Source organism: Burkholderia sp. PAMC 28687, assembly GCF_001577465.1.
Lineage (GTDB): Bacteria > Pseudomonadota > Gammaproteobacteria > Burkholderiales > Burkholderiaceae > Caballeronia.
On the sequence record NZ_CP014505.1, the window covers coordinates 1,508,146 to 1,527,040 of the forward strand.

The 18,895-nt window shown below is 57.9% G+C and carries 18 protein-coding genes and 1 pseudogene; 17 read left to right on the top strand and 2 right to left on the bottom strand.

The annotated features are described in order from the left end of the window. Positions 1–156 precede the first annotated feature (156 nt). The 8 genes and pseudogenes from AX768_RS06950 to AX768_RS06985 all read left to right on the top strand — a co-directional run bounded on the left by AX768_RS06950 (position 157) and on the right by AX768_RS06985 (position 8,268). Entirely contained in the window at positions 157–2,241 is a 2,085-nt protein-coding gene (locus AX768_RS06950; protein ID WP_062000839.1) for a 3-hydroxyacyl-CoA dehydrogenase NAD-binding domain-containing protein, read from the top strand. 21 nt (positions 2,242–2,262) lie between these two features. Beyond that, the gene (pncA, locus tag AX768_RS06955) at positions 2,263–2,892 is read left to right on the top strand and encodes a bifunctional nicotinamidase/pyrazinamidase (protein WP_061999343.1); all 630 of its coding nucleotides are present in this window, start codon (positions 2,263–2,265) and stop codon (positions 2,890–2,892) included. A 54-nt stretch (positions 2,893–2,946) separates the two neighbouring features. Continuing rightward, positions 2,947–4,125: an acetyl-CoA C-acyltransferase gene (locus AX768_RS06960; RefSeq protein WP_061999344.1), complete on the top strand. Its 1,179-nt coding sequence runs from the start codon at positions 2,947–2,949 to the stop codon at positions 4,123–4,125. A gap of 418 nt (positions 4,126–4,543) precedes the next feature. Continuing rightward, positions 4,544–4,846 (top strand): Dabb family protein, encoded by a 303-nt coding sequence (locus AX768_RS06965; protein WP_062000840.1) that lies wholly within the window; start codon positions 4,544–4,546, stop codon positions 4,844–4,846. 4 nt (positions 4,847–4,850) lie between these two features. Further along, positions 4,851–5,315, top strand: a complete 465-nt coding sequence (locus AX768_RS06970) for a PaaI family thioesterase (RefSeq protein ID WP_061999345.1) — start codon at positions 4,851–4,853, stop codon at positions 5,313–5,315. 39 nt (positions 5,316–5,354) lie between these two features. Beyond that, positions 5,355–6,361: pseudogene (locus AX768_RS06975) on the top strand (NADP-dependent oxidoreductase). 28 nt (positions 6,362–6,389) lie between these two features. Further along, positions 6,390–7,259 (top strand): SDR family oxidoreductase, encoded by an 870-nt coding sequence (locus AX768_RS06980; protein WP_061999346.1) that lies wholly within the window; start codon positions 6,390–6,392, stop codon positions 7,257–7,259. A 46-nt stretch (positions 7,260–7,305) separates the two neighbouring features. Further along, on the top strand, positions 7,306–8,268 hold the full coding sequence (locus AX768_RS06985) for an alpha/beta hydrolase (protein ID WP_061999347.1): 963 nt from the start codon (positions 7,306–7,308) through the stop codon (positions 8,266–8,268). Here the strand turns inward: AX768_RS06985 and AX768_RS06990 are convergent, their stop codons facing one another. Next, positions 8,269–9,099: an NRDE family protein gene (locus AX768_RS06990; protein ID WP_061999348.1), complete on the bottom strand. Its 831-nt coding sequence runs from the start codon at positions 9,097–9,099 to the stop codon at positions 8,269–8,271. Between the two features lie 7 nt (positions 9,100–9,106). Continuing rightward, the gene (gene ygfZ / locus AX768_RS06995) at positions 9,107–10,093 is read right to left on the bottom strand and encodes a CAF17-like 4Fe-4S cluster assembly/insertion protein YgfZ (RefSeq protein ID WP_061999349.1); all 987 of its coding nucleotides are present in this window, start codon (positions 10,091–10,093) and stop codon (positions 9,107–9,109) included. Between the two features lie 348 nt (positions 10,094–10,441). Between ygfZ and AX768_RS07000 the strand changes: the two genes are divergently transcribed. The 9 genes from AX768_RS07000 to AX768_RS07040 all read left to right on the top strand — a co-directional run bounded on the left by AX768_RS07000 (position 10,442) and on the right by AX768_RS07040 (position 18,770). Beyond that, positions 10,442–11,038 carry a hypothetical protein gene (locus AX768_RS07000; protein WP_061999350.1) on the top strand — a complete coding sequence of 199 codons (597 nt, stop codon included), beginning with the start codon at positions 10,442–10,444 and terminating at the stop codon, positions 11,036–11,038. Between the two features lie 964 nt (positions 11,039–12,002). Next, positions 12,003–12,203 (top strand): hypothetical protein, encoded by a 201-nt coding sequence (locus tag AX768_RS07010; RefSeq protein ID WP_172811928.1) that lies wholly within the window; start codon positions 12,003–12,005, stop codon positions 12,201–12,203. Positions 12,204–12,633: 430 nt separating this feature from the next. Next, complete coding sequence (locus tag AX768_RS07015) at positions 12,634–12,963, top strand: hypothetical protein (protein ID WP_061999353.1); 330 nt, start codon at positions 12,634–12,636, stop codon at positions 12,961–12,963. 69 nt (positions 12,964–13,032) lie between these two features. Beyond that, complete coding sequence (locus tag AX768_RS07020) at positions 13,033–14,163, top strand: hypothetical protein (RefSeq protein WP_061999354.1); 1,131 nt, start codon at positions 13,033–13,035, stop codon at positions 14,161–14,163. Between the two features lie 49 nt (positions 14,164–14,212). After that, on the top strand, positions 14,213–14,674 hold the full coding sequence (locus AX768_RS07025) for a hypothetical protein (protein WP_061999355.1): 462 nt from the start codon (positions 14,213–14,215) through the stop codon (positions 14,672–14,674). 343 nt (positions 14,675–15,017) lie between these two features. Further along, positions 15,018–15,491 carry a hypothetical protein gene (locus AX768_RS32650; protein WP_155524189.1) on the top strand — a complete coding sequence of 158 codons (474 nt, stop codon included), beginning with the start codon at positions 15,018–15,020 and terminating at the stop codon, positions 15,489–15,491. Continuing rightward, the gene (locus AX768_RS32655; protein WP_155524190.1) at positions 15,491–16,003 is read left to right on the top strand and encodes a hypothetical protein; all 513 of its coding nucleotides are present in this window, start codon (positions 15,491–15,493) and stop codon (positions 16,001–16,003) included. The genes AX768_RS32650 and AX768_RS32655 overlap by 1 nt, the downstream gene beginning before the upstream one ends. 381 nt (positions 16,004–16,384) lie before the next feature. Beyond that, positions 16,385–16,774 (top strand): HNH endonuclease, encoded by a 390-nt coding sequence (locus AX768_RS31925; RefSeq protein ID WP_231941372.1) that lies wholly within the window; start codon positions 16,385–16,387, stop codon positions 16,772–16,774. Between the two features lie 646 nt (positions 16,775–17,420). Next, the gene (locus tag AX768_RS07040; protein ID WP_062000703.1) at positions 17,421–18,770 is read left to right on the top strand and encodes an IS4 family transposase; all 1,350 of its coding nucleotides are present in this window, start codon (positions 17,421–17,423) and stop codon (positions 18,768–18,770) included. Positions 18,771–18,895 lie beyond the last annotated feature (125 nt).

Below are 18,895 nucleotides of genomic sequence, written 5' to 3' on the forward strand. Positions count from 1 at the left end.
GCCATCCCGCAACAACAAAATTGAACGAGCGTTCGTTTTTGTGTATTCTTGCCGGGTGGCTCAAACCCAAAGCATCACAATCACAGCATCACGCGAATCAGCGCCTTCCGGATTTTTGCCGGAAGATAGATGGCGCACCGAATGGAGGAAGACGAAATGGCAGTGGATTACACGACCCGCGACGGCATCGCCGTCATCACGCTGAATAACCCGCCGGTCAACGGCCTCGGGTTCTCCACGCGGCTTGGCATTGTCGAAGGCATCGAAAGAGCGCAGGCCGATGCGTCGGTCAGGGCCATCGTCCTGATCGGTGCGGGCAAGGCGTTCTCCGGCGGCGCCGATATCACCGAGTTCAACACGCCGAAGGCCACGCAGGAACCGACGCTGCATACGGTCATCAAGGTCGTGGAAGCCAGCTCGAAACCCGTCGTGGCCGCGATCCATGGCGTCGCAATGGGCGGGGGCCTCGAGCTTGCGCTGGGCGCGCATTATCGGATTGCTTCGGCGGGCGCGCAAATCGCGTTGCCTGAAGTCAAGCTTGGTTTGCTCCCGGGCGCCGGCGGCACGCAGCGCCTGCCGCGCGCGGTGGGTCTCGAAACCGCGTTGAACATGATCGTCTCGGGCGCGCCAGTGATGTCGGAGAAACTCGCCGGATCGGGCTTGATCGACCAGATGGCCGAAGGCGACCTGCTCGACGCAGCCATCAAGTTCGCCCAAGAAGCCGGGGCGCAAAACGGGCAGCATCCGTTGGTTCGTGAGCGCAAGATCGAGCATCCGAACGCGGAAGGGTTCATCCAGTTCGCGCGCAATATGGTCACGCCGCTGGCGAAAAATTTTCCGGCGCCGCTTAAATGTATCGATGCAGTCGCGGCCGGCGTAAAGCTCGGCTTCGACAAAGGCCTGGCGGTCGAGCGCGAGTGTTTCGTGGCGCTGGTGCAGACGCCTGAAAGCCGCGCCTTGCGCCATGCATTCTTCGGCGAACGCGCGGCGAGCAAGATTCCCGACGTGCCGTCGAACACGCCCGTTCGCAAGATCGAACGCATTGGCGTGATCGGCGCGGGGACGATGGGCGGTGGTATTGCGATGAACTTCATCAACGCCGGATTGCCGGTGACGTTGCTCGAAACGAAACAGGAAGCGCTTGATCGCGGCCTCGCGACCATTCGCAAGAACTACGAAAGCGCTGTGAAGAAAGGCCGGTTGACGGCGGAGAAACTCGAAGAACGGCTTGCGCTGATCACGCCGACCCTCGCGTATGAGGACCTGAAGGACGCCGATCTCATCGTCGAAGCGGTGTTCGAGGAACTCGGCGTGAAAGAACAGGTGTTCTCCAAACTGGATCAAGTGGCGAAGAAGGGCGCGATCCTGGCATCGAATACTTCCACGCTCGATGTCGACAAGATTGCCGCGTTCACCAAGCGCCCCGAAGACGTCGTAGGCATGCATTTCTTCAGCCCGGCCAACGTGATGAAGCTGCTCGAAGTCGTGCGTGGCGCGAAGACATCGAAGGACGTGCTCGCCACCGTCATGCAGCTCGCGAAGAAGATCAAGAAGACGGCGGTGGTGTCGGTCGTGTGCGACGGGTTTATCGGCAACCGGATGATCGAGCAGTACTTGCGTCAGGCGCTGTTCATGCTCGAAGAAGGCGCATTGCCGGCGCAAGTCGATCGCGCGATCGAAAAGTTTGGCTTTGCGATGGGACCATTCCGCATGAGCGATCTGGCGGGCAATGACATTGGCTGGGCGATTCGCAAGCGGCGCTATCAGGAGAAGCCGGACCTGAAGTATTCGAAGATCGCAGATCGTTTGTGCGAGACGGGGCGCTTCGGCCAGAAGACCGGCGCGGGATGGTACGACTACAAGGCCGGTGACCGGACGGCGCATTCGTCGAAAATCGTGGACGAGATGATCGTTGCGTATTCGCAGGAACAAGGCGTCGAGCGCCGCAAGATTTCGGACGATGAGATCGTCGAACGCCTCGTCCTCGCGCTCGTGAACGAAGGCGCGTTGATCCTGGATGAGGGGATTGCGTCGAAGGCATCGGACATCGATATGGTCTATCTGACGGGCTACGGTTTCCCGCTGCATCGCGGTGGTCCCATGTTGTATGCGGACACGATCGGCCTCTACAACGTCGAACGTGCGATGCGCAAATACGCCGCGCAGCCCAATGGCGATGCATGGAAGCCTGCGGCGAGCGTGACCGGACTGGCGGCCGCCGGTCGTGGTTTCAATAGCTGAAAACCGTAAAGCGAGGCATCAATGAAAGGCGCAGACGAAGTCCTTCTCGTGATCGATGTCCAGAACGATTTCATGCCGGGCGGCGCACTGGCCGTCGCTCATGGCGATGAAGTCGTGCCCGTGATCAACCAGCTTGCGCACGCGTTTTCGCATGTCGTCGTGACGCAGGACTGGCATCCGGCGAAGCATATTTCGTTTGCCGAGCATCACGCGGGCCGCGCGCCTTTCGACATGACCACGCTTCACTACGGCGAGCAGGTCTTGTGGCCGACGCACTGCGTGCAGGACACCGAAGGCGCGGCGTTGCATCGTGATCTCCATGTGCCGCATGCGCGGCTCGTTATCCGCAAGGGCCACCATGTGGGCGTCGATAGTTACTCGGCCTTCATGGAAGCCGATCGCGTCACGCCGACGGGCCTCTCGGGTTATCTGCGCGATGCGGGCGTGAAGCGCGTCTTCTGCTGCGGACTGGCGACGGACTATTGCGTCGGGTGGTCCGCGCTCGATGCACGCAGCGCAGGCTTCGAAGCGGTCGTCATCGACGATGCCTGCCGCGCCATCGATCTGAACGGATCGCTGGAACGCGCGTGGGCGCAGATGACGGCGGCAGGCGTGGAGCGGATCGTCTCGGCGGATCTGCTGCGCCCGTAGCTACGCCCGTAGTGATCAACATCAACATTATTCGTATTCGAAGTGGAGACAGGAATGACTGACGCGGTAATCGTATCGACGGCACGCACGGGTCTCGCCAAATCTTGGCGCGGCGCATTCAACATGACGCATGGCGCGACGCTCGGCGGTCATGTGACGCAGGCGGCAGTGGCGCGCGCGGGCATCGACCCGGCGCGTGTGGAAGACGTGATCATGGGTTGTGCGAATCCGGAAGGCGCGACGGGCATGAACATCGCACGGCAGATCGCGTTGCGCGCGGGACTGCCCGTGAGCACGCCAGGCATGACCGTGAACCGCTTTTGCTCATCCGGGCTGCAGACCATCGCGCTCGCGGCGCAACGCGTGATTGCCGGAGAAGGCGACGTTTATGTGGCCGGCGGTGTGGAATCGATTTCGTGTGTGCAGAACGAGATGAACCAGCACATGCTCTTCGATGGCTGGTTGAAGGAACATAAGCCGAGCATCTACTGGTCGATGCTGCAAACCGCCGAGAACGTCGCGAAGCGCTATGAAATATCGAAGGAACGCCAGGACGAGTACGGCGTGCAATCGCAGTTGCGCGCGGCCGCCGCTCAAGCTGCGGGCAAGTTCAACGACGAGATCGTGCCGATCACGGTGCTTGCCGGTATCGCCGACAAAACCACGGGCCGCGTGTCCACAAAGGAAGTCACGCTTTCCTCCGATGAAGGCATTCGCGCCGATACGACGCTCGAGGGGGTATCGAAGATTCGCACCGCGATGCCCGGTGGCGTGATCACGGCGGGCAATGCAAGCCAGTTTTCCGATGGCGCATCGGCTTGCGTGGTGATGAATGCATCGGTGGCCGAAAAGGAAGGGTTGAAGCCGCTCGGGATTTTCCGGGGCTTCGCCGTTGCGGGTTGCGAGCCGGATGAAATGGGTATTGGACCGGTGTTTGCCGTGCCGAAGCTGCTGAAGAAAGCCGGCCTCAAGGTCAGCGATATCGACCTGTGGGAACTCAATGAAGCGTTCGCCGTGCAAGTGCTGTATTGCCGCGATACGTTGGGCATTCCGGCGGATCGATTGAACGTGAACGGCGGGGCGATTGCGGTGGGACATCCGTATGGCGTGTCGGGCGCACGATTGACGGGGCATGCGTTGATCGAAGGGAAGCGGCGTGGCGCGAAGTTCGTCGTGGTGACGATGTGCATCGGCGGCGGGCAGGGCGCGGCGGGATTGTTCGAAGTGGTGTAGGCGGGCGGTTGGCTGGGGTTTAACCCGGGCAACCGGCTGTAGGGCGCTGGCGAAACGTGGGATAATCGCTACGGGTGGGGTTTGAGCACGAACAGCGTCGCGCAGCCGTCGATTTCGCATTGAAAATGGCGCGCGAACTCATCGAGACAAAAAAGAGTCTTGTGCCTTATACGCCACGTCATTTCAACAACGTCAAGGACACAAGCTCCAGGATGGTTTCACATCGCTTTGGCTGGGTCGGACACGGAACACAGAACAAGCCACCGACGGGTGGCTTTTTTATTGCTGCGTTGTTATTTCTGCGTTGTTGTTACCCAGCGCGTCGCAGGTTTTTGCGTCCACGCCATGAACATCGGAATCTGTTAATTTTATGCGTTGAGCAAGAACCCGCAAACGCTAACGAACCAAGGTGATCAAGTTGTTACGACACATCGTCATGTGGAAGCTTAAGGAAAGCGCCGAGGGCGGCACGCGCGCTGAGAACATCGTCAAGCTGAAGGCCAAGCTCGAAAGCTGCCGCAGCATCGTTTCAGGGCAGGGACACTTCGAAGTCGGCGTGGCTCAGGACGGCTACGAAGCCACGTGCGACGTAATCCTCGTTTCGGATTTCGATAACAAGGAAGCGCTGCATGCGTATCAGGTCCATCCCAAACACGTGGCAATCAAGGACTTCGTGGCGGCGGTGCGGGAATCGCGTCAATGCATCGATTACGAAGTCTGAACTCATGACTGACTCCTTCGCGCTTCCTGAAAGTCCGTTCGTCGACTCACTCGGAGTCCAGCTCATCTGCGCCGAAGACGGCGCGAGCGAAGTTTTGCTGCCGCTGACCGCCACGCACATGAACACGTGGGGCATCGCGCACGGCGGCGTCACCATGACCCTCGCCGATGTCGCTCTTGCAATGGCCGCGCGCAGCCTTGCGGGCACGGGTATCGGCGTGGTCACGGTCGAAATGAAAGTCAACTTCATGCAACCGGGCCGCGGCGAGCTTCGAGCGTTCGCACGCGTGCTGCATCGGTCCACCACCATGGCGTATTGCGAGGGCGAAATCCGCGACAGCGAAGGGCATTTCGTCGCCAAGGCACTTGGTACTTTCAAATACATGCGCCGGCTTGCAGTCGGGCGCGACATTGCACAGCAACGCCTTCGATCAGACCCGTCGGCGAAACCCGGTCCAAGCGACGCCTGATCCGCAGGGCCCGACCATAGACCGAACAGGAGTATCACGATGTCCGAAAACGCCGCAATCAATCGTCAGGTTCTGCTTGTCTCACGCCCGCAAGGCGCGGCAAGCGTAGATAACTTCAAGCTCGTCGAGACGCCCCTTGCACCGCTGGCCGACGGTCAGCTACGCGTGCGCAACCACTACCTTTCACTCGATCCCTACATGCGCGGCCGAATGGACGATTCGAAATCGTATGCCGCGTCGCAACCGCTCAACGAAGTGATGATCGGCGGAACCGTGGGCGAGGTGGTGGAATCGAAGAATCCGAAGTTTGCAGTCGGTGACAAGGTCGTCGGAACCTATGGCTGGCAGGAATTCGGCACGTCGGACGGCAAGGGTCTGCGCAAGGTCGACGATACCCATATTCCGCTTTCAGCCTATCTCGGCCCGGTCGGCATGCCCGGCGTGACGGCGTGGCTTGGGCTGAACAAGATCATCGAACCGAAGGCGGGTGAGACGGTGCTCGTCAGCGCGGCGAGCGGCGCGGTGGGCAGCGTGGTCGGCCAGTTGGCCAAGGCGGCGGGCTGCCGGGCGGTGGGCATCGCGGGGGTGCAGACAAGTGCCGGTACGTGACCGAGACGCTCGGCTTCGATGCATGCGTCGATTACAAGGCCGGCAACCTGTACGAGGACCTGAAGGCGGCCTTGCCGAATGGGGTCGACGGTTATTTCGAGAACGTCGGCGGGGAAGTGCTCGACGCCGTGTTGCCGCGCATGAACGCGTTCGGCCGTATTGCGTTGTGCGGGATGGTCGCGACCTACGACGGCTCGCCCATGCCGCTCAAGAAACCTTCGCTATTGCTCACACAACGGCTGAAGGTCCAGGGCTTTATCGTGAGTGAGTCGCCGGAAGTGTGGCCCGAAGCGCTCGCTCAGCTCGGGGGCCTCGTCGCGCAGAAAAAGCTGCAGTATCGTGAAAGCATCGCGCAAGGGCTCGAGAACGCGCCCGAAGCGTTTCTCGGCTTGCTCAAGGGCAAGAACTTCGGCAAACAGCTCGTCAAGCTGATCTGAGGCCGGGTGCACATCGAAGGGAGACACAGTGGATCAGTTCGACGGCAAGGTAGCGGTGATCACGGGCGCGGGCAGCGGCTTTGGCCGTGAGTTCGCGCTGAAGGGCGCGGCGCTCGGCATGAAGCTCGCACTCGCAGATATCGATGTCAAAGGCCTCACGGAAACCGTCGAGATGGCCCGTGCGTTGGGCGCGCAAGCGCTGGGCGTGCCGACAGACGTCTCCGATGCAAACCAGGTCGACGCCCTGGCACGCATGACCATGGACACGTATGACGCCGTGCACTTGTTGTTCAACAACGCGGGCGTCGGTGCAGGCGGATTCGTGTGGGAAAACAGTGCGAACGACTGGGCTTGGGTGTTCGGCGTCAACGTAATGGGCGTGGCGAACGGCGTGCGTGCGTTCACGCCGTTGATGCTCGCGCAGAACGAACCGGCGCATATCGTCAACACGGCGTCTGTCGCGGGTTTGTTGTCCGCGCCCGCAATGGGCGTGTACAACGCATCGAAGCACGCGGTCGTCGCATTGACCGAGACGCTTTATCACGACCTGAAGATCGTCGGCGCTCCCGTGGATTGTTCATTGTTGTGTCCGGCGTTCGTACCCACAGGAATCGCTCAGGCCGAGCGTGCGCGGCCTGAGGAATTGCGTAACGAAGAGCCCATGACGCCATCGCAAACCATGGCAGTCAAGCAGCTCACGAAAGCGGTAGAAGGCGGCAAGCTGAGTGCAAAAGAGGTGGCGGAAATCACCTTTGACGCCGTGCGCCAACGCCGTTTTTACGTGCTGACGCATCCGAAGATCCTGGCGTCGGTGCAACTGCGCTTCGACGATGTCGCGCAAATGCGCAACCCGACCGATCCGCTTTCGCTGAAGCCCGAGGTGAGAGGGCGGCCTTGAGCACCGATGTGTCATCATCGCGAGCTTTTACCGCCATCCCTTTCCCATGCCGCTGAATCCTGCCATTGCCCAGGTCCTTGAACTGATCGCGAAGGCGAAGCGGCCGCCGTTTCATACGCTGAGCGCTGCCGCAGCGCGGGCATCGTATGAACGCAGCGCCCTGATCATCGATATCGCGCCGGCACCCATGTTCGATATCCAGGATCTGGCTATTCCCGCGCGAGACGGCGCGTCCATTCGCGCGCGGCTTTTTCATCCGGTCGAACCGGCGTGGACCTCCCCGGCGCCGACGCTCGTGTACTTCCACGGCGGCGGTTTCGTGGTGGGGAGCATCGATACCCATGCGGCCCTGTGCCGGCGTCTCGCAGCAGATTCGGGGTGCGCGGTGGTATCGGTCGATTACCGGCTCGCCCCTGAGCACACGTTCCCGACCGCCGTCCACGATGCCTTCGATGCCCTCACGTGGCTCCACGCACAGGCCTCATCGTTCGGGCTCGACAGCGCGCGTTTCGCCATTGGCGGCGACAGCGCTGGCGGCACACTCGCCACGGTCTGCGCGGTACTCGCCCGCGATGCGGGTATCGCGTTGCGCCTGCAGTTGCTGATCTATCCCGGCGTCAGCGCGCGTCAGGACACGCCGTCGTACGCGCAATTCGCGGAAGGTCACGTCCTGACGGCGAAAACGGTCAAATGGTTCTTCGAGCATTATCTGCGCGAAGAAAAGGACCGCGACGACTGGCGTTTCGCGCCCCTGGATGCGCGAGGACCGATGCCATCGTTTGAAGGTATTGCACCCGCGTGGATTGCCGCCGCCGATCACGACCCGCTCTTCGATGAAAACGTCGCCTACGCGGCGAAACTCGAACGCGAGCACGTGCCCGTCGAACTGGTCCGCTACGAAGGCATGACGCACGAGTTCTTCAAGATGGGCGGACTGGTGCCGGACGTCGCGAAAGCGCATGCCGACGCGGCGAGTGCGTTGCGTCGTTATCTCGACGTCGAAAGTTGATCAGCGGGCGATCACAAACGCGTCGCTGATCTCAAAGTTGCCGGGGCGAACGATCTTGTGTGAACCGTCGTCGTCGCTGAGTTCCTTGATTTGCAGCTCGAGTTGATCGCCTGCAGATGAAACACGCAGCGCCGTCGTGCTCCGCGTCCCATACCCATCCGACTCGATAAACGCCGCCGACAACACACGTTCGCGTTCAAGCGAAAGGCCGGTCGAGGGCAGCAGGGCGTCATCGGCAATATGCGGGTTTCGCATCGTCCCGATCAGCAGATCCAGCGATGGCTGAACCCGGTCCCCGGTGTGACCGAGATCGCGAAGCGCATCGCGTTGGGCGACGAGCTTTGGCCACGGCGTATTCAGCAAGCTGTTCGATAAACCATGGATACCGGCCTCAAGGCGTGCGGGCGGCGCATCGGCGCGATTGCCGTACCACGCCAGTTCGCGCCGCGTGAAGTCGCCGACAATCAGGTTGAAGCCGTTGTACAGATGCCCGTTGCGGGCGACGTCGTCCAGATAAGCGAGCGGCGCGGCGATTTCTCCCGACAAGAAATCACTGACGAGCGTACCGCGGGTGGGCGCGCCAGGCCGCACCTCGGTCGGCGCCCGATAGTTGGTCAATGCAGCAAACCGGCCATCGCGGGTCACGCCCAGCCATGTCCCGCCGCCCGTGAGGTCGCGTCCGGCGAGCATGCCCGGCGCGTCCTTCCACCAATGCATCGGCTGGGTTTCGCGGCTGTAGAACTCATCGCGATTGGCGGCGAGCGTGAGCATCGGGCGATTCGATGCCGAAGGCCCCGCTTCCGGCTGCCAATCGAAGACGATCAGGCACATGAGCGCCTCAGACTTCTGTGGGGAAGGCGTACGGCAGCGGCGAGAACTTCAGCACGGGACCATCCGCCGCGCCCACATGCACCGATCCCTGTTCCAGCGCCGCAAGCTTGATTTCCACGAGCGCATCCACACCGCCATCGGGCGCGCTCGCTACGTTGACCACGAGGCCGCAGGGCTGGCCGGGGTCGTCGGAGTGGAACAGTTCGTCGCCGGCTTTGGCCATTTCCGCATGCGCGAGCGATGTGCGCCGCTTGATCGTGCCGCGATACTGGCTGCGCGCGACCACTTCCTGACCCGGATAACAGCCTTTCTTGAAGTTGACGCCGCCGAGCACGTCGAAGTTGACCATTTGCGGGACGAACTGCTCGGACACCGGCTGTGTGATGCGCGGTTCGCCCGCGTGAATGTCGAGCCAGTCCCACACTTCGGCGCTCGCGCGAGTCAGTTTCTTTTCCAGCGCGGCGAGATGCGAATCGACTTCTGCCTTCGGGCCGACCCACAGGAAACGCGGACGGCCGGCGGCATCGGGTACGCGGATCAGCGAACCGAGCGGACCGTCCACTTTCACGTGCACGCCGTCGGGCATGGCATCGAAGAGATGGGACAGCGCGTCGCGCACGTCGCCTGCAAAACCGACGGCGGTCAGCGCCGGAGTGGCATCCGCCAGCTTGGCTTTTGCGCGCATCACGAACATGGACAACCGCTTCTGCACGGTGGCCTGCAAGTCGGCGGCGATCATCAAACGCACTGCGTCCCCGGCACGCCACATCAGGAATGACGCCATCAAGCGGCCTTTCGGCGAGCAATACCCCGCCAGACGCGCCGTCGATGCATCCAGGTGCTGGACGTCGTTCGTCAGTTGCGTGTGAAGAAAGGCGGCGGCGTCGTCGCCGGTAGTATCGATGAAACCAAACTGCGTGAGCGGCGCGAAAATTCCGCCGCTGAGCACAGCCTTGAAAGGAGAAGCAGCGGGTGTACCGGTCGAAGAATTCATGGACCTGACTTGGACGATGGCGAACAAGTATTATATGGGTTAGTGTACGTACGGTAACTCTTTAAAATCAATAACTTAGAGATTTATCCTTGGTCCGTGGCACCCTTATGGCACACCGGCCACGCGCGAACGCTTATAAATCAGGCGTCCCACGGCACGATTCTATCCTTTTGACTGGGCGTTGCTTGAACATGCATCGACGGAGACCCGACTGCTGCGTAGCAGGCCTGTGTACGCGATATCGTGCAGGATCATTCAGCCTATCCTCCTTTTGTCCGTAGAAACAGTGTTTCTACGGTGCTGTAGAGAGTACAATCCTAGGTACTTATTCTACGCAAGGGTCATGTAATGGCTAAGAAGAAGACACCACGGGAGTCGCCGCTTGAGATACTGGCCGCGTCGCAGGCACAGTGGAAGGCGGATGAGGCTGAACTAGCGGCATCTAAGGCTGAAGCGGATGCTGCGGCGGCGCAGGAAGAACTTTACGATAGCTATTCCGCACGTGAAGTAGACAACGCGACGGCGCTAGACCATTTTCGGCGCAGAAAGGCGGTCGGATCGAAACGGCGGGTGCCTAGTCCCGAACGTAAAGTGGGCGTAGATATTGCCCAAAGGCTCAAAGTCATAGACGACGCGTACGAGCATGCAGACAAATCAAGGGTGGAAGCATTGCGCGTCCAGGCGGTTGCCGACAATCCCAAGCAGGTACTTGCAAAGGAGGCTGAAAAGGCTGCAATCCGCCAGGGCGTAAAGGCATCCGTAGAAACAGTGCCGATGCCAGTCCGCTTGGAAGTGGAGCAAGTCAGGATGCTGAAGCTTCTCGCGTCTTACGAACAAACAACCGCATCGGCAATTATTCGCGCGAGCATAAAGGAACGCTTGGAGCAAGCCCGACAACGGAATCCGGGGTTCGATGCCGCCGTGCGGTCTAGTATCGAAAAGTAAGGCGGGCAGATTTACAACAGGGGCGAGCAGGCCCCTAAAAATAAAGCTTGCTGTAGAAAGAGTTCACATGTACATTTCGGCACTGGGACTTGTAGAAAGAGTTCACGAAAAGCAGCAAGCCCTCCGGCAAGGCGACCGGTGAATGACTAGGGCGGTTCTTTAAGCGGTACCCGGAACGTAGGCCCCGCAGACTTTGCGGCACGCCTGCCGGTCTGACTCTAGATCGTTACGTAGTACGGAAATCCCCAACGGCTAGGCCAGAAATAGGGGCATCTGATAGCTACGAAAAGACTTACCAAGGCGCATTCCTGTGAGTGTTCCTTGGTAACTACCAAACAGGATATTTATGAAAATGCCTAATGCTCTGCGCCACAAGTTGAATAGCAGGAAAAGTAAGAAGGCTCCGGAGGTAGCGGGTGTGCCTGCTGTAATCGAAGTCGTGTCGTATGACCCAGCCAAATACGCGGGGAGGTCCGTGAAAACGCGCCTTACGATACATAACGAGATTGCAAAAGCGGGCTGGAAAGCGAGCGGTTCTAAATTGGTACGCGTGCCCTCGGAACCAAATACTGACGCTGATAGGAATCGACTCAAGAACGAGATAAGTGACAGCGAACAGAGTAAAGAGGACAACTGGGGGCTGGAGATCGCTGATCTTCGGGGCGAAGCAGAAAGACTGGCTGAGCACATGGACACCGTACTCTCGCCCGTGCGTCAGATGCACGGCATTCGGTATTAGGGGTAACAAAATGATCACCTACGCACTCTGCCGGGGGCTTTCCTCCGGCGTGTACATCGAGACGTGCTGGCTGGACTTAGGATACCTACCCATTCAGCACCTCACTGAGGACTCTGCTCCTTACTCCGCCGTCCAATTTGCATATGCCGTTTAACGAGAGAGAACATGAAACAGTTTATGTGGGTCAATTTTGCACGGAATGATGGAAAGCCAGATAACACCGTAATGAGTATCTTCGAGGCGGTACGGCTGGCGGGTTTCACACTGTCCACGCCGCTCCTGTACAAGGCTGAACGGCGTCTGTATATGCGGTACGAGTACACGGGCGAGATGGATGTCGCGGACGCACTGGTGGCGCTGGCTAAGGAGCTTGGGCAGGATGCGACGCTCTTGGAGTTCGGTACTGCGGAGATGGTGGCTGCGTGATTTCCCAACCACAAATTGTGGATGTTATCCAACCGCCATTGGTGGACGAACAACTCCCACAAATTGTGGAAGTATCAGGGCTGTTCCCTGACCGGAGCGGCCCTTTTCTATTTTGGAGTCCTACATGAAAGTCCTCTCAGCGTTGTGCGTAGTGTGCTGGGTATGTGTCGGCGTACTGCTTTATCTCCCGGTTAGCGCGTTCAGCGTTTAACCCTTTCTTTTAATCGTAGGTCTACCTTAGGGCTGTTATGAACAAAGGGCATACGGGGCTTATTCCCGAAGCTCCTTATTCTGATTCCAGAGTATTGAGTACAAAGGTCGGTCCGGTATTGCACAAGCGCATCCGGGCATACGCTGCGGAAGTGGACGCCACCGTGTCTGCTGTTATCAAAGAAGCTGTATCCAACTATCTAAATTCCAAAGGTCATTAATGAAAAAGAGTAAATCCCTGAAGCTTATGTCTGAACTGGCTGTAGCTCGTTTCGCAGCACGTCGCGCTAATCTGGCTTTGCAGTATGCGGAGCTTAAACTTGACCGGTGTCTTTTCGAGTCGGATATGGTCGGTAGTGCAGAGGATGAGGTGGAGCTTGCAGCTATCCGGGGCCGTACCGCAGCACTGGAGGCGGAAGCTAATGCTTTGGATGCCGACGAAGCATTCCATGTGCGTTTCGGAGGTTCGGGAAAGAAAGCCCGTGCGCGTCGTGTTGCATGGTTGAAGGAGGGAAGTGCGCAGGCTCATAGCCTGGTGTACGGCCAGTAAGAGTAGTACCGCAGGGTCGATGCATGACATTCCGTTATGCCGACAAGTAGTAATTTAGGAATCCATACTTTGATCAATCCCATCATTAATGCAGCTATCCTTAAGCGTCTCAATACTACCCAGTCCCTCCAGTTTGCTATCTCGAAGGATTGGAACCTTGAGCAGACCCGTGCAGTTTTCGGAGATACCGGCGTTACGGGGCGTGTTAAAGCTTTGATTGAGCGCAACCAGCTTACGGTGGACGGCGTTCCGGTAGAGGACTATCTGGATACGGTCCTGCTTAACAAGGCCATCGAACAAGGCAACTCAGGTAAGCCGGGACTTATGCACTTTCCTATCCATAGCAGCGACCCCGTACGCGGCATGCGTGCCGCACTGGGTAAGGCTGTCGTGGCCCCGGCAACTACGGGTAACACGGGCGCACTGTATTACCCCTCGCAAGCTCCGGGCGTACTCCTCCCTCCGGTTACGCCCGCGTTGATTACCGCGCTGGCTAATGGTGGTGCTGCGGTTCTCCCGCCTAATACCCGCTTGCTTACTCAGGCCGCGTTGCTTTCAGCCAGTGAGATTGCCGAGGGCGCACCGTATCCGGCTGCTGCACCGTCGCTGGCTTTCACGCTCACCAATACGGACCGCAAATTTGGTTTGATCCTCGCCTACTCGCGGGAGATGGTAGCGGCTAGTAACTTCGATTCCCGCGTGCAGGATTACGTACAGGGTCAATTGGAGGCCGCAGCTAACAATGCGACTGACGCGTTCCTTATCGCGCTTATGACGAGTGGTGGCACGGCTGCGGCAAGCGTGGGCACGGCTGGTATTAATGCGGCTATGGCGACGTTTGCGGGAGACTTGCGGAGCGCCGTGTGGATCGCTAACCCGGCCACGTTGGTGAGCTTGCAGGACGCAGCTAACCCGAACATCGGCGCATCGGGCGGAGTCTATAAGGGCGCCCAAGCCCTGGCATCGCTCGCGGCCCCCGCGGGCAAGTTGTTCTTGGTTGATCGTGCGCGGCTGGCGGTGTTTGATGGTCCCCAGATTATCGAATCGACGGACGAGGCGTCTATCGTTATGGATAGTGCGCCGGGTGCTGCAGTAGAAGGGCCTACCCATCTTTTCCAATCTGAACTGGTCGCACTGAAAGTGACGAAATTTGCCGATGCCCGGCTCTTGTCCGCCCCGCTGGTTATCAATCTCTCGTAATTTCAAATAGGCCCTTCGGGGCCTTCAAGTAATCGTAAAGGAAGATCACATGTTCAAATTGTTTAAGCCCACCGCTCCGCAGCAGCATGATTTCAGTACGGAAGCTGGACAGCGTATTAACTTCGCATTTCCAAAGACTGAGTCTCAGCTTGTCGCAGAGAACACGCACGGGCATACCGTTACGTTAGCTGCAGCCGTATCGCGTATTCAAATGGAGTTGCGCCAGTTGCGTACCGTTATCGAGGGTGCGCAAGGTCTGCGGGCCGTAGGCGTGGTAATGCAGGATATCAGTATTACTAAGGACCTCGTAGAAGCGCATAGATTAGCGCGTGAGAAAGCGCAAGCCCAGGCCCGTGCCGGTTTGATTGCCGAGAAGGATATTTTGCCCGCGTTGCAGCTTGAGGACCAAACACGGGACACGTACCGTGCGTTGCATACGGAACTGGCTGCAGTCACTCAGGCTAACGAGGCTGGGAATGCACTCGATAAGCTGCTGGCGGACATCCAGTAATGGCCCGCTTCTCTCCAGAAGGCTATAACGAGGGCGATATGGAGTTCCCGGTGTCGGTATGGGCTTACGCGCGGCTAAAGGACTTCGCGAGGGACCGGGGGATTATGTCAGTCGGTCATGCAGGCCGGATTCTGGTCACACGGCTTCTTACCCACGCGCGGTTCGTTAAGTGGGATTTGTCCAAGCTCGAATTCAGTATGGGGCACGGCGCTACTGATCGGTCATTGATCACTCGGACGGGAGTTGACCCAGAGGACGTTACGCGGCTGTGTAAGGCTGGCTGGTTCGGGCCGGAGGAGTTGCTGGAAGTAGCCTTATCCCTACAGGGCGTGAAGGAAACAGCGTGAGCCGGGCTAGTCTGGTTCGCCATGCAAAGGCGCGGCACATTCCGCTTGTCGTGACCAAGGGGAAGGTCTCGTACCCTAAGTCGATTGATGATCTGCGCATTGAGCTAATGGAAAGTTTCTACGGGCCTAACCTTGGCGTTATCAAGGGTACGGCTCCTGATATCGATGCACGGATTGATTGGGCTGCAAAGACGCATGATGGTAAGTGCGGGCCTGATCTACTTAGAAGCCAGCTATGTATTTTCCTCGCTAACCGTGATCGGGCTGAGGCTAAGCGATTATCTGGAGAAAAGGTAAAGGATAGAGATGCTATTTCAGCTTTCTTAAATAGTTCGCGGCAGTATTTAGTGTTGGCAAACGTAGCGCTTAATCTGCATGGGATAGCAAAGGGCTTGCGTGGATACCCACCTGTGGATTATCGTGCTTCGCCATTTACAGAACCAGTTGTTAGTAACAAGGAGAATAATTAATGGCAACCAAGGCGCAACATACTCAGGCCGTATTATCTATGCGATTAGAATGGTCTGCTGGAGATAAAATCCTGGCTGTCCAATTGGCTAATCTCCGATATACCATTGAGCGTAAATCTAAACTGGCGGATAAGTCGGCTTTAACTGTCGTATCTGCTGCGGGTACGGATAAGTCTAATCCGCTATTTATGGTTCTGGATAAACTCAAAACGCAAGAGTTGCAATTGACGAAGCGCTTAGGGTTACAGGCCAGTATTAGAAACGCATCGCATAACTATGAGATTAACGCCAACCCTACGGATAAGCGCAGCAAACTGTGGGCCGAGTGGCGCGAGAACTGTATCAGTAACCTACTGCCGGGCTGCTGGGTAGGGATTACCCGAGATGAGAAGTGTGGTATTCCAGAGGATGAACTAGGCTGGCCGAACAATCCGCTGACGCTTCCAGTACCAGGGGAAGTCCACGAGCATGGCAATTACTACCCTGTATCACACGCACCACTGCGCCGGTGAGTGCTCGGAGGCACGTGCCTAGCCTAATCACTGAGAACCTCTCCACGGGCCTAGAAATGGGCCTATTTTCGATATGCTCTAATTCTGCAACAATCCACGTAGAATAAGGGGTTTCGGTAGCTGATTACCTCCAAAAAGAGGGTAAATTTGCCGTTGCCGTTAAAGTGAAGGGGAACTGTCGGCGCTGTGACCTTCGAAGCCTATATTTATCACTACCCCCCGTCATTAGGCTGCACCTATCATCTATCGGTTAGTTTGATCGATAAAGTTCACAATTTCAGTGCGTGATTTGATATTCCGATTACCCGCAGACCAACGCACGATAACCACATAAGGATCACAATGTCTGACTGTTTAAAGCATCCGGAGTATCAATGGTCGATGACCTCACTGAGTTGTCCACATTGCGCTACCACTAGCACGCCGGTACGTACTAAGCCACTCACTGATAAACAGAAGGTGCGATTAGCTAATGCTGGTACTGCTGCTCGTATTGATGACCTGAGTGGACACGCTTGGGCCAAGATTAGATTGCGGATTAGACAGCGTGATGGTTATCAATGCCAGTCGTGCAAGGTAGCAGTAACGACCGGTATCGTAGACCATAAGATCGCGCTTGTTAATGGCGGCAGTAATGACGACAGTAACCTTCAACTCATGTGTACCGAATGCCACCGCATTAAGACTGCTACTGATCTAGGCCATCGTGTTAAGACTGGGGTTAGTGATACTGGCATGCCTACTAATCCAGGCCACCACTGGAATACGTAAATTGGCACAGATCGTTATCGTTTCAACTAACCGATGGGCGGGGGTATAGCGCGTAACTAATCACTCTTGGGCATGATCGATAGATCAGTGTCGTTATAGTGCGATGTCCGAAATAAGGGTAGAAAACGCCATAGTCTCACGGTAGTTACTCAGTGGCCGATCCTAGCATAACCCTTACCTGCCGGGGGTATAGGCCATATATCAACTACTGGAAAGCCCACCGGTAGATCACGACAGTGCAGATTAAATACCTATTTTGCTCCCTTAAGTGGGAGTTATACCGGCCTATTTGGTAAGTTTAAGTAGTTAAAATTAATATGCGGACCACATTTAAGGATTATTTAATGCAGAACAGTTATGCGGACTGGCCTAATTACGAAATTGCAGCGGCCCTGCTTGAGACGGTAGACGAAGAGGAGTACTCGACTCACGTTAAAAAACCCAGTGTGGAGCGCGAGGTGATTACGGAACTCGTGGATGCACTCTTTGCACACACGCACGCAGGCTGGTCTAACCCATTGCGTTATACACATCTCTGATCGGTGGTCGCTGAGCGCAGAGAAACATGTTTACTTTCAATGACATGGAGTGGGGGCTTGTAAACTTTCGGCAAATCGCGTTTACTTTCGCTTTTTGAGTGAACGTATTGGTCACCGAAACGACGCCCTGGACCCAGACGGAATTCGAGCAACTCGAGCTCGGCGATGCGCGCCTGAACAAGCGAGCGAGGCTTTTGATGCAACGATTGGCGGCCGACCCGATGGCCAGTGTCCCCAAGGCATGCCAGGGTTGGGGCGAGACGATGGCGGCGTACCGCTTCTTCGACAACGAGAACGTCGACTGGCACGCGATTCTCGAGCCCCATTGGCAGCACACGCAAAAGCGGATGGAAGCGCATCGTGTGGTGCTGTGCCTGCAAGACACCACGGAGCTGGACTTTAACGGTCAAGGCACGTTCGGACTCGGACCACTGAGCTATGAGGCCCAGCGCGGCATGTATCTGCATCCGACCTACGCGGTCACGCCGCAGCGCGAGCCCTTGGGTATTTTGGACGCGTGGATGTGGGCGCGCGAGAAGAAGGACGAATCGGGCAAGCGCGGCGGGCTGAAGGAAAGTCTGCGTTGGATCGAGGGGTATGAACGCATTGCCGAGATGGCACCGAGCCTGCCATCCACGCGCCTGGTGTACGTGGCGGACCGCGAAGCGGACCTGATGGCGCTCATGGAGCGCGCCCAAGCACTGGGTACGCCGGCCGACTGGCTGGTACGTGCCACGCATAACCGCTGCTTGCCGGAGGGAGACAAGCTGTGGGACCGCGCGACCCGTGGCGAATCCATCGGGCAGATCAGCTTCACAATGGCCTCGCGTCATGGTGTCAAGGCACGCACGGTGCGCCAGCACCTGTGGATGCAGCGCGTAGAGTTGCCCACAGGCCGAGGCAAGTGCGTGGCGGCCACCTGTCTGGTCGCGCGCGAGTTTGATGCGCCCGCGGGAGTCAAGCCGATCGAATGGCGCTTGCTGACCAACCGCGTGGCGACGACCTCGGAAGAGGCGATCGAATTGATCGACTGGTATCGAGCGCGCTGGGAAATTGAGATGTTGTTCAACATCTTGAAGAATGCTTGCCGCGTCGAGGCGCTTCAGCTCGGCTCGATCGAACAGCTCGAGCGCGCATTGGCGCTGTTCCTGGTAGTGGCTTGGCGCGTGGCCTATCTGATGCGGCTGGGACGCACTTGCCCCGATCTGGACGCGCATCTTTTCTTTGATCCAGACGAAATTCGCAGTGCCTACCTGTTCACGAAAGTACCCCGTCCGACCCAGCCCAAGCTCAATGAAGTATTGCGCCTGATCGCACGCCTGGGGGGATTCCTCGGACGCAAAAGCGACGGCGAACCCGGCGCGAAAACGATCTGGCTCGGACTCAGGGAAGTTCATATTGCCGCAAAAACACTGCGCCTATTACGCGAAGCCGACGGCGACGACACTTGTGTATAACGCGATGGGTCTAACCCCGGTGCAGCGATTGAAGAGATTAATCAAGCCGATCTGGCGTGGAGTGGTGCGGGTATTGACATTCCCCACGCGTCCGACCTTCTGCGGAGTCTCCTTTGGACAGGTGT

Bases quoted from the DNA above. Each gene is read 5' to 3' on its own strand.
- AX768_RS06950 (WP_062000839.1), top strand. From the start codon at position 157: ATGGCAGTGGATTACACGACCCGCGACGGCATCGCCGTCATCACGCTG.
- pncA (WP_061999343.1), top strand. From the start codon at position 2,263: ATGAAAGGCGCAGACGAAGTCCTTCTCGTGATCGATGTCCAGAACGAT.
- AX768_RS06960 (WP_061999344.1), top strand. From the start codon at position 2,947: ATGACTGACGCGGTAATCGTATCGACGGCACGCACGGGTCTCGCCAAA.
- AX768_RS06970 (WP_061999345.1), top strand. From the start codon at position 4,851: ATGACTGACTCCTTCGCGCTTCCTGAAAGTCCGTTCGTCGACTCACTC.
- AX768_RS06985 (WP_061999347.1), top strand. From the start codon at position 7,306: ATGCCGCTGAATCCTGCCATTGCCCAGGTCCTTGAACTGATCGCGAAG.
- AX768_RS06990 (WP_061999348.1), bottom strand. From the start codon at position 9,099: ATGTGCCTGATCGTCTTCGATTGGCAGCCGGAAGCGGGGCCTTCGGCA.
- ygfZ (WP_061999349.1), bottom strand. From the start codon at position 10,093: ATGAATTCTTCGACCGGTACACCCGCTGCTTCTCCTTTCAAGGCTGTG.
- AX768_RS07000 (WP_061999350.1), top strand. From the start codon at position 10,442: ATGGCTAAGAAGAAGACACCACGGGAGTCGCCGCTTGAGATACTGGCC.
- AX768_RS07010 (WP_172811928.1), top strand. From the start codon at position 12,003: ATGAGTATCTTCGAGGCGGTACGGCTGGCGGGTTTCACACTGTCCACG.
- AX768_RS07015 (WP_061999353.1), top strand. From the start codon at position 12,634: ATGAAAAAGAGTAAATCCCTGAAGCTTATGTCTGAACTGGCTGTAGCT.
- AX768_RS07025 (WP_061999355.1), top strand. From the start codon at position 14,213: ATGTTCAAATTGTTTAAGCCCACCGCTCCGCAGCAGCATGATTTCAGT.
- AX768_RS32655 (WP_155524190.1), top strand. From the start codon at position 15,491: ATGGCAACCAAGGCGCAACATACTCAGGCCGTATTATCTATGCGATTA.
- AX768_RS31925 (WP_231941372.1), top strand. From the start codon at position 16,385: ATGACCTCACTGAGTTGTCCACATTGCGCTACCACTAGCACGCCGGTA.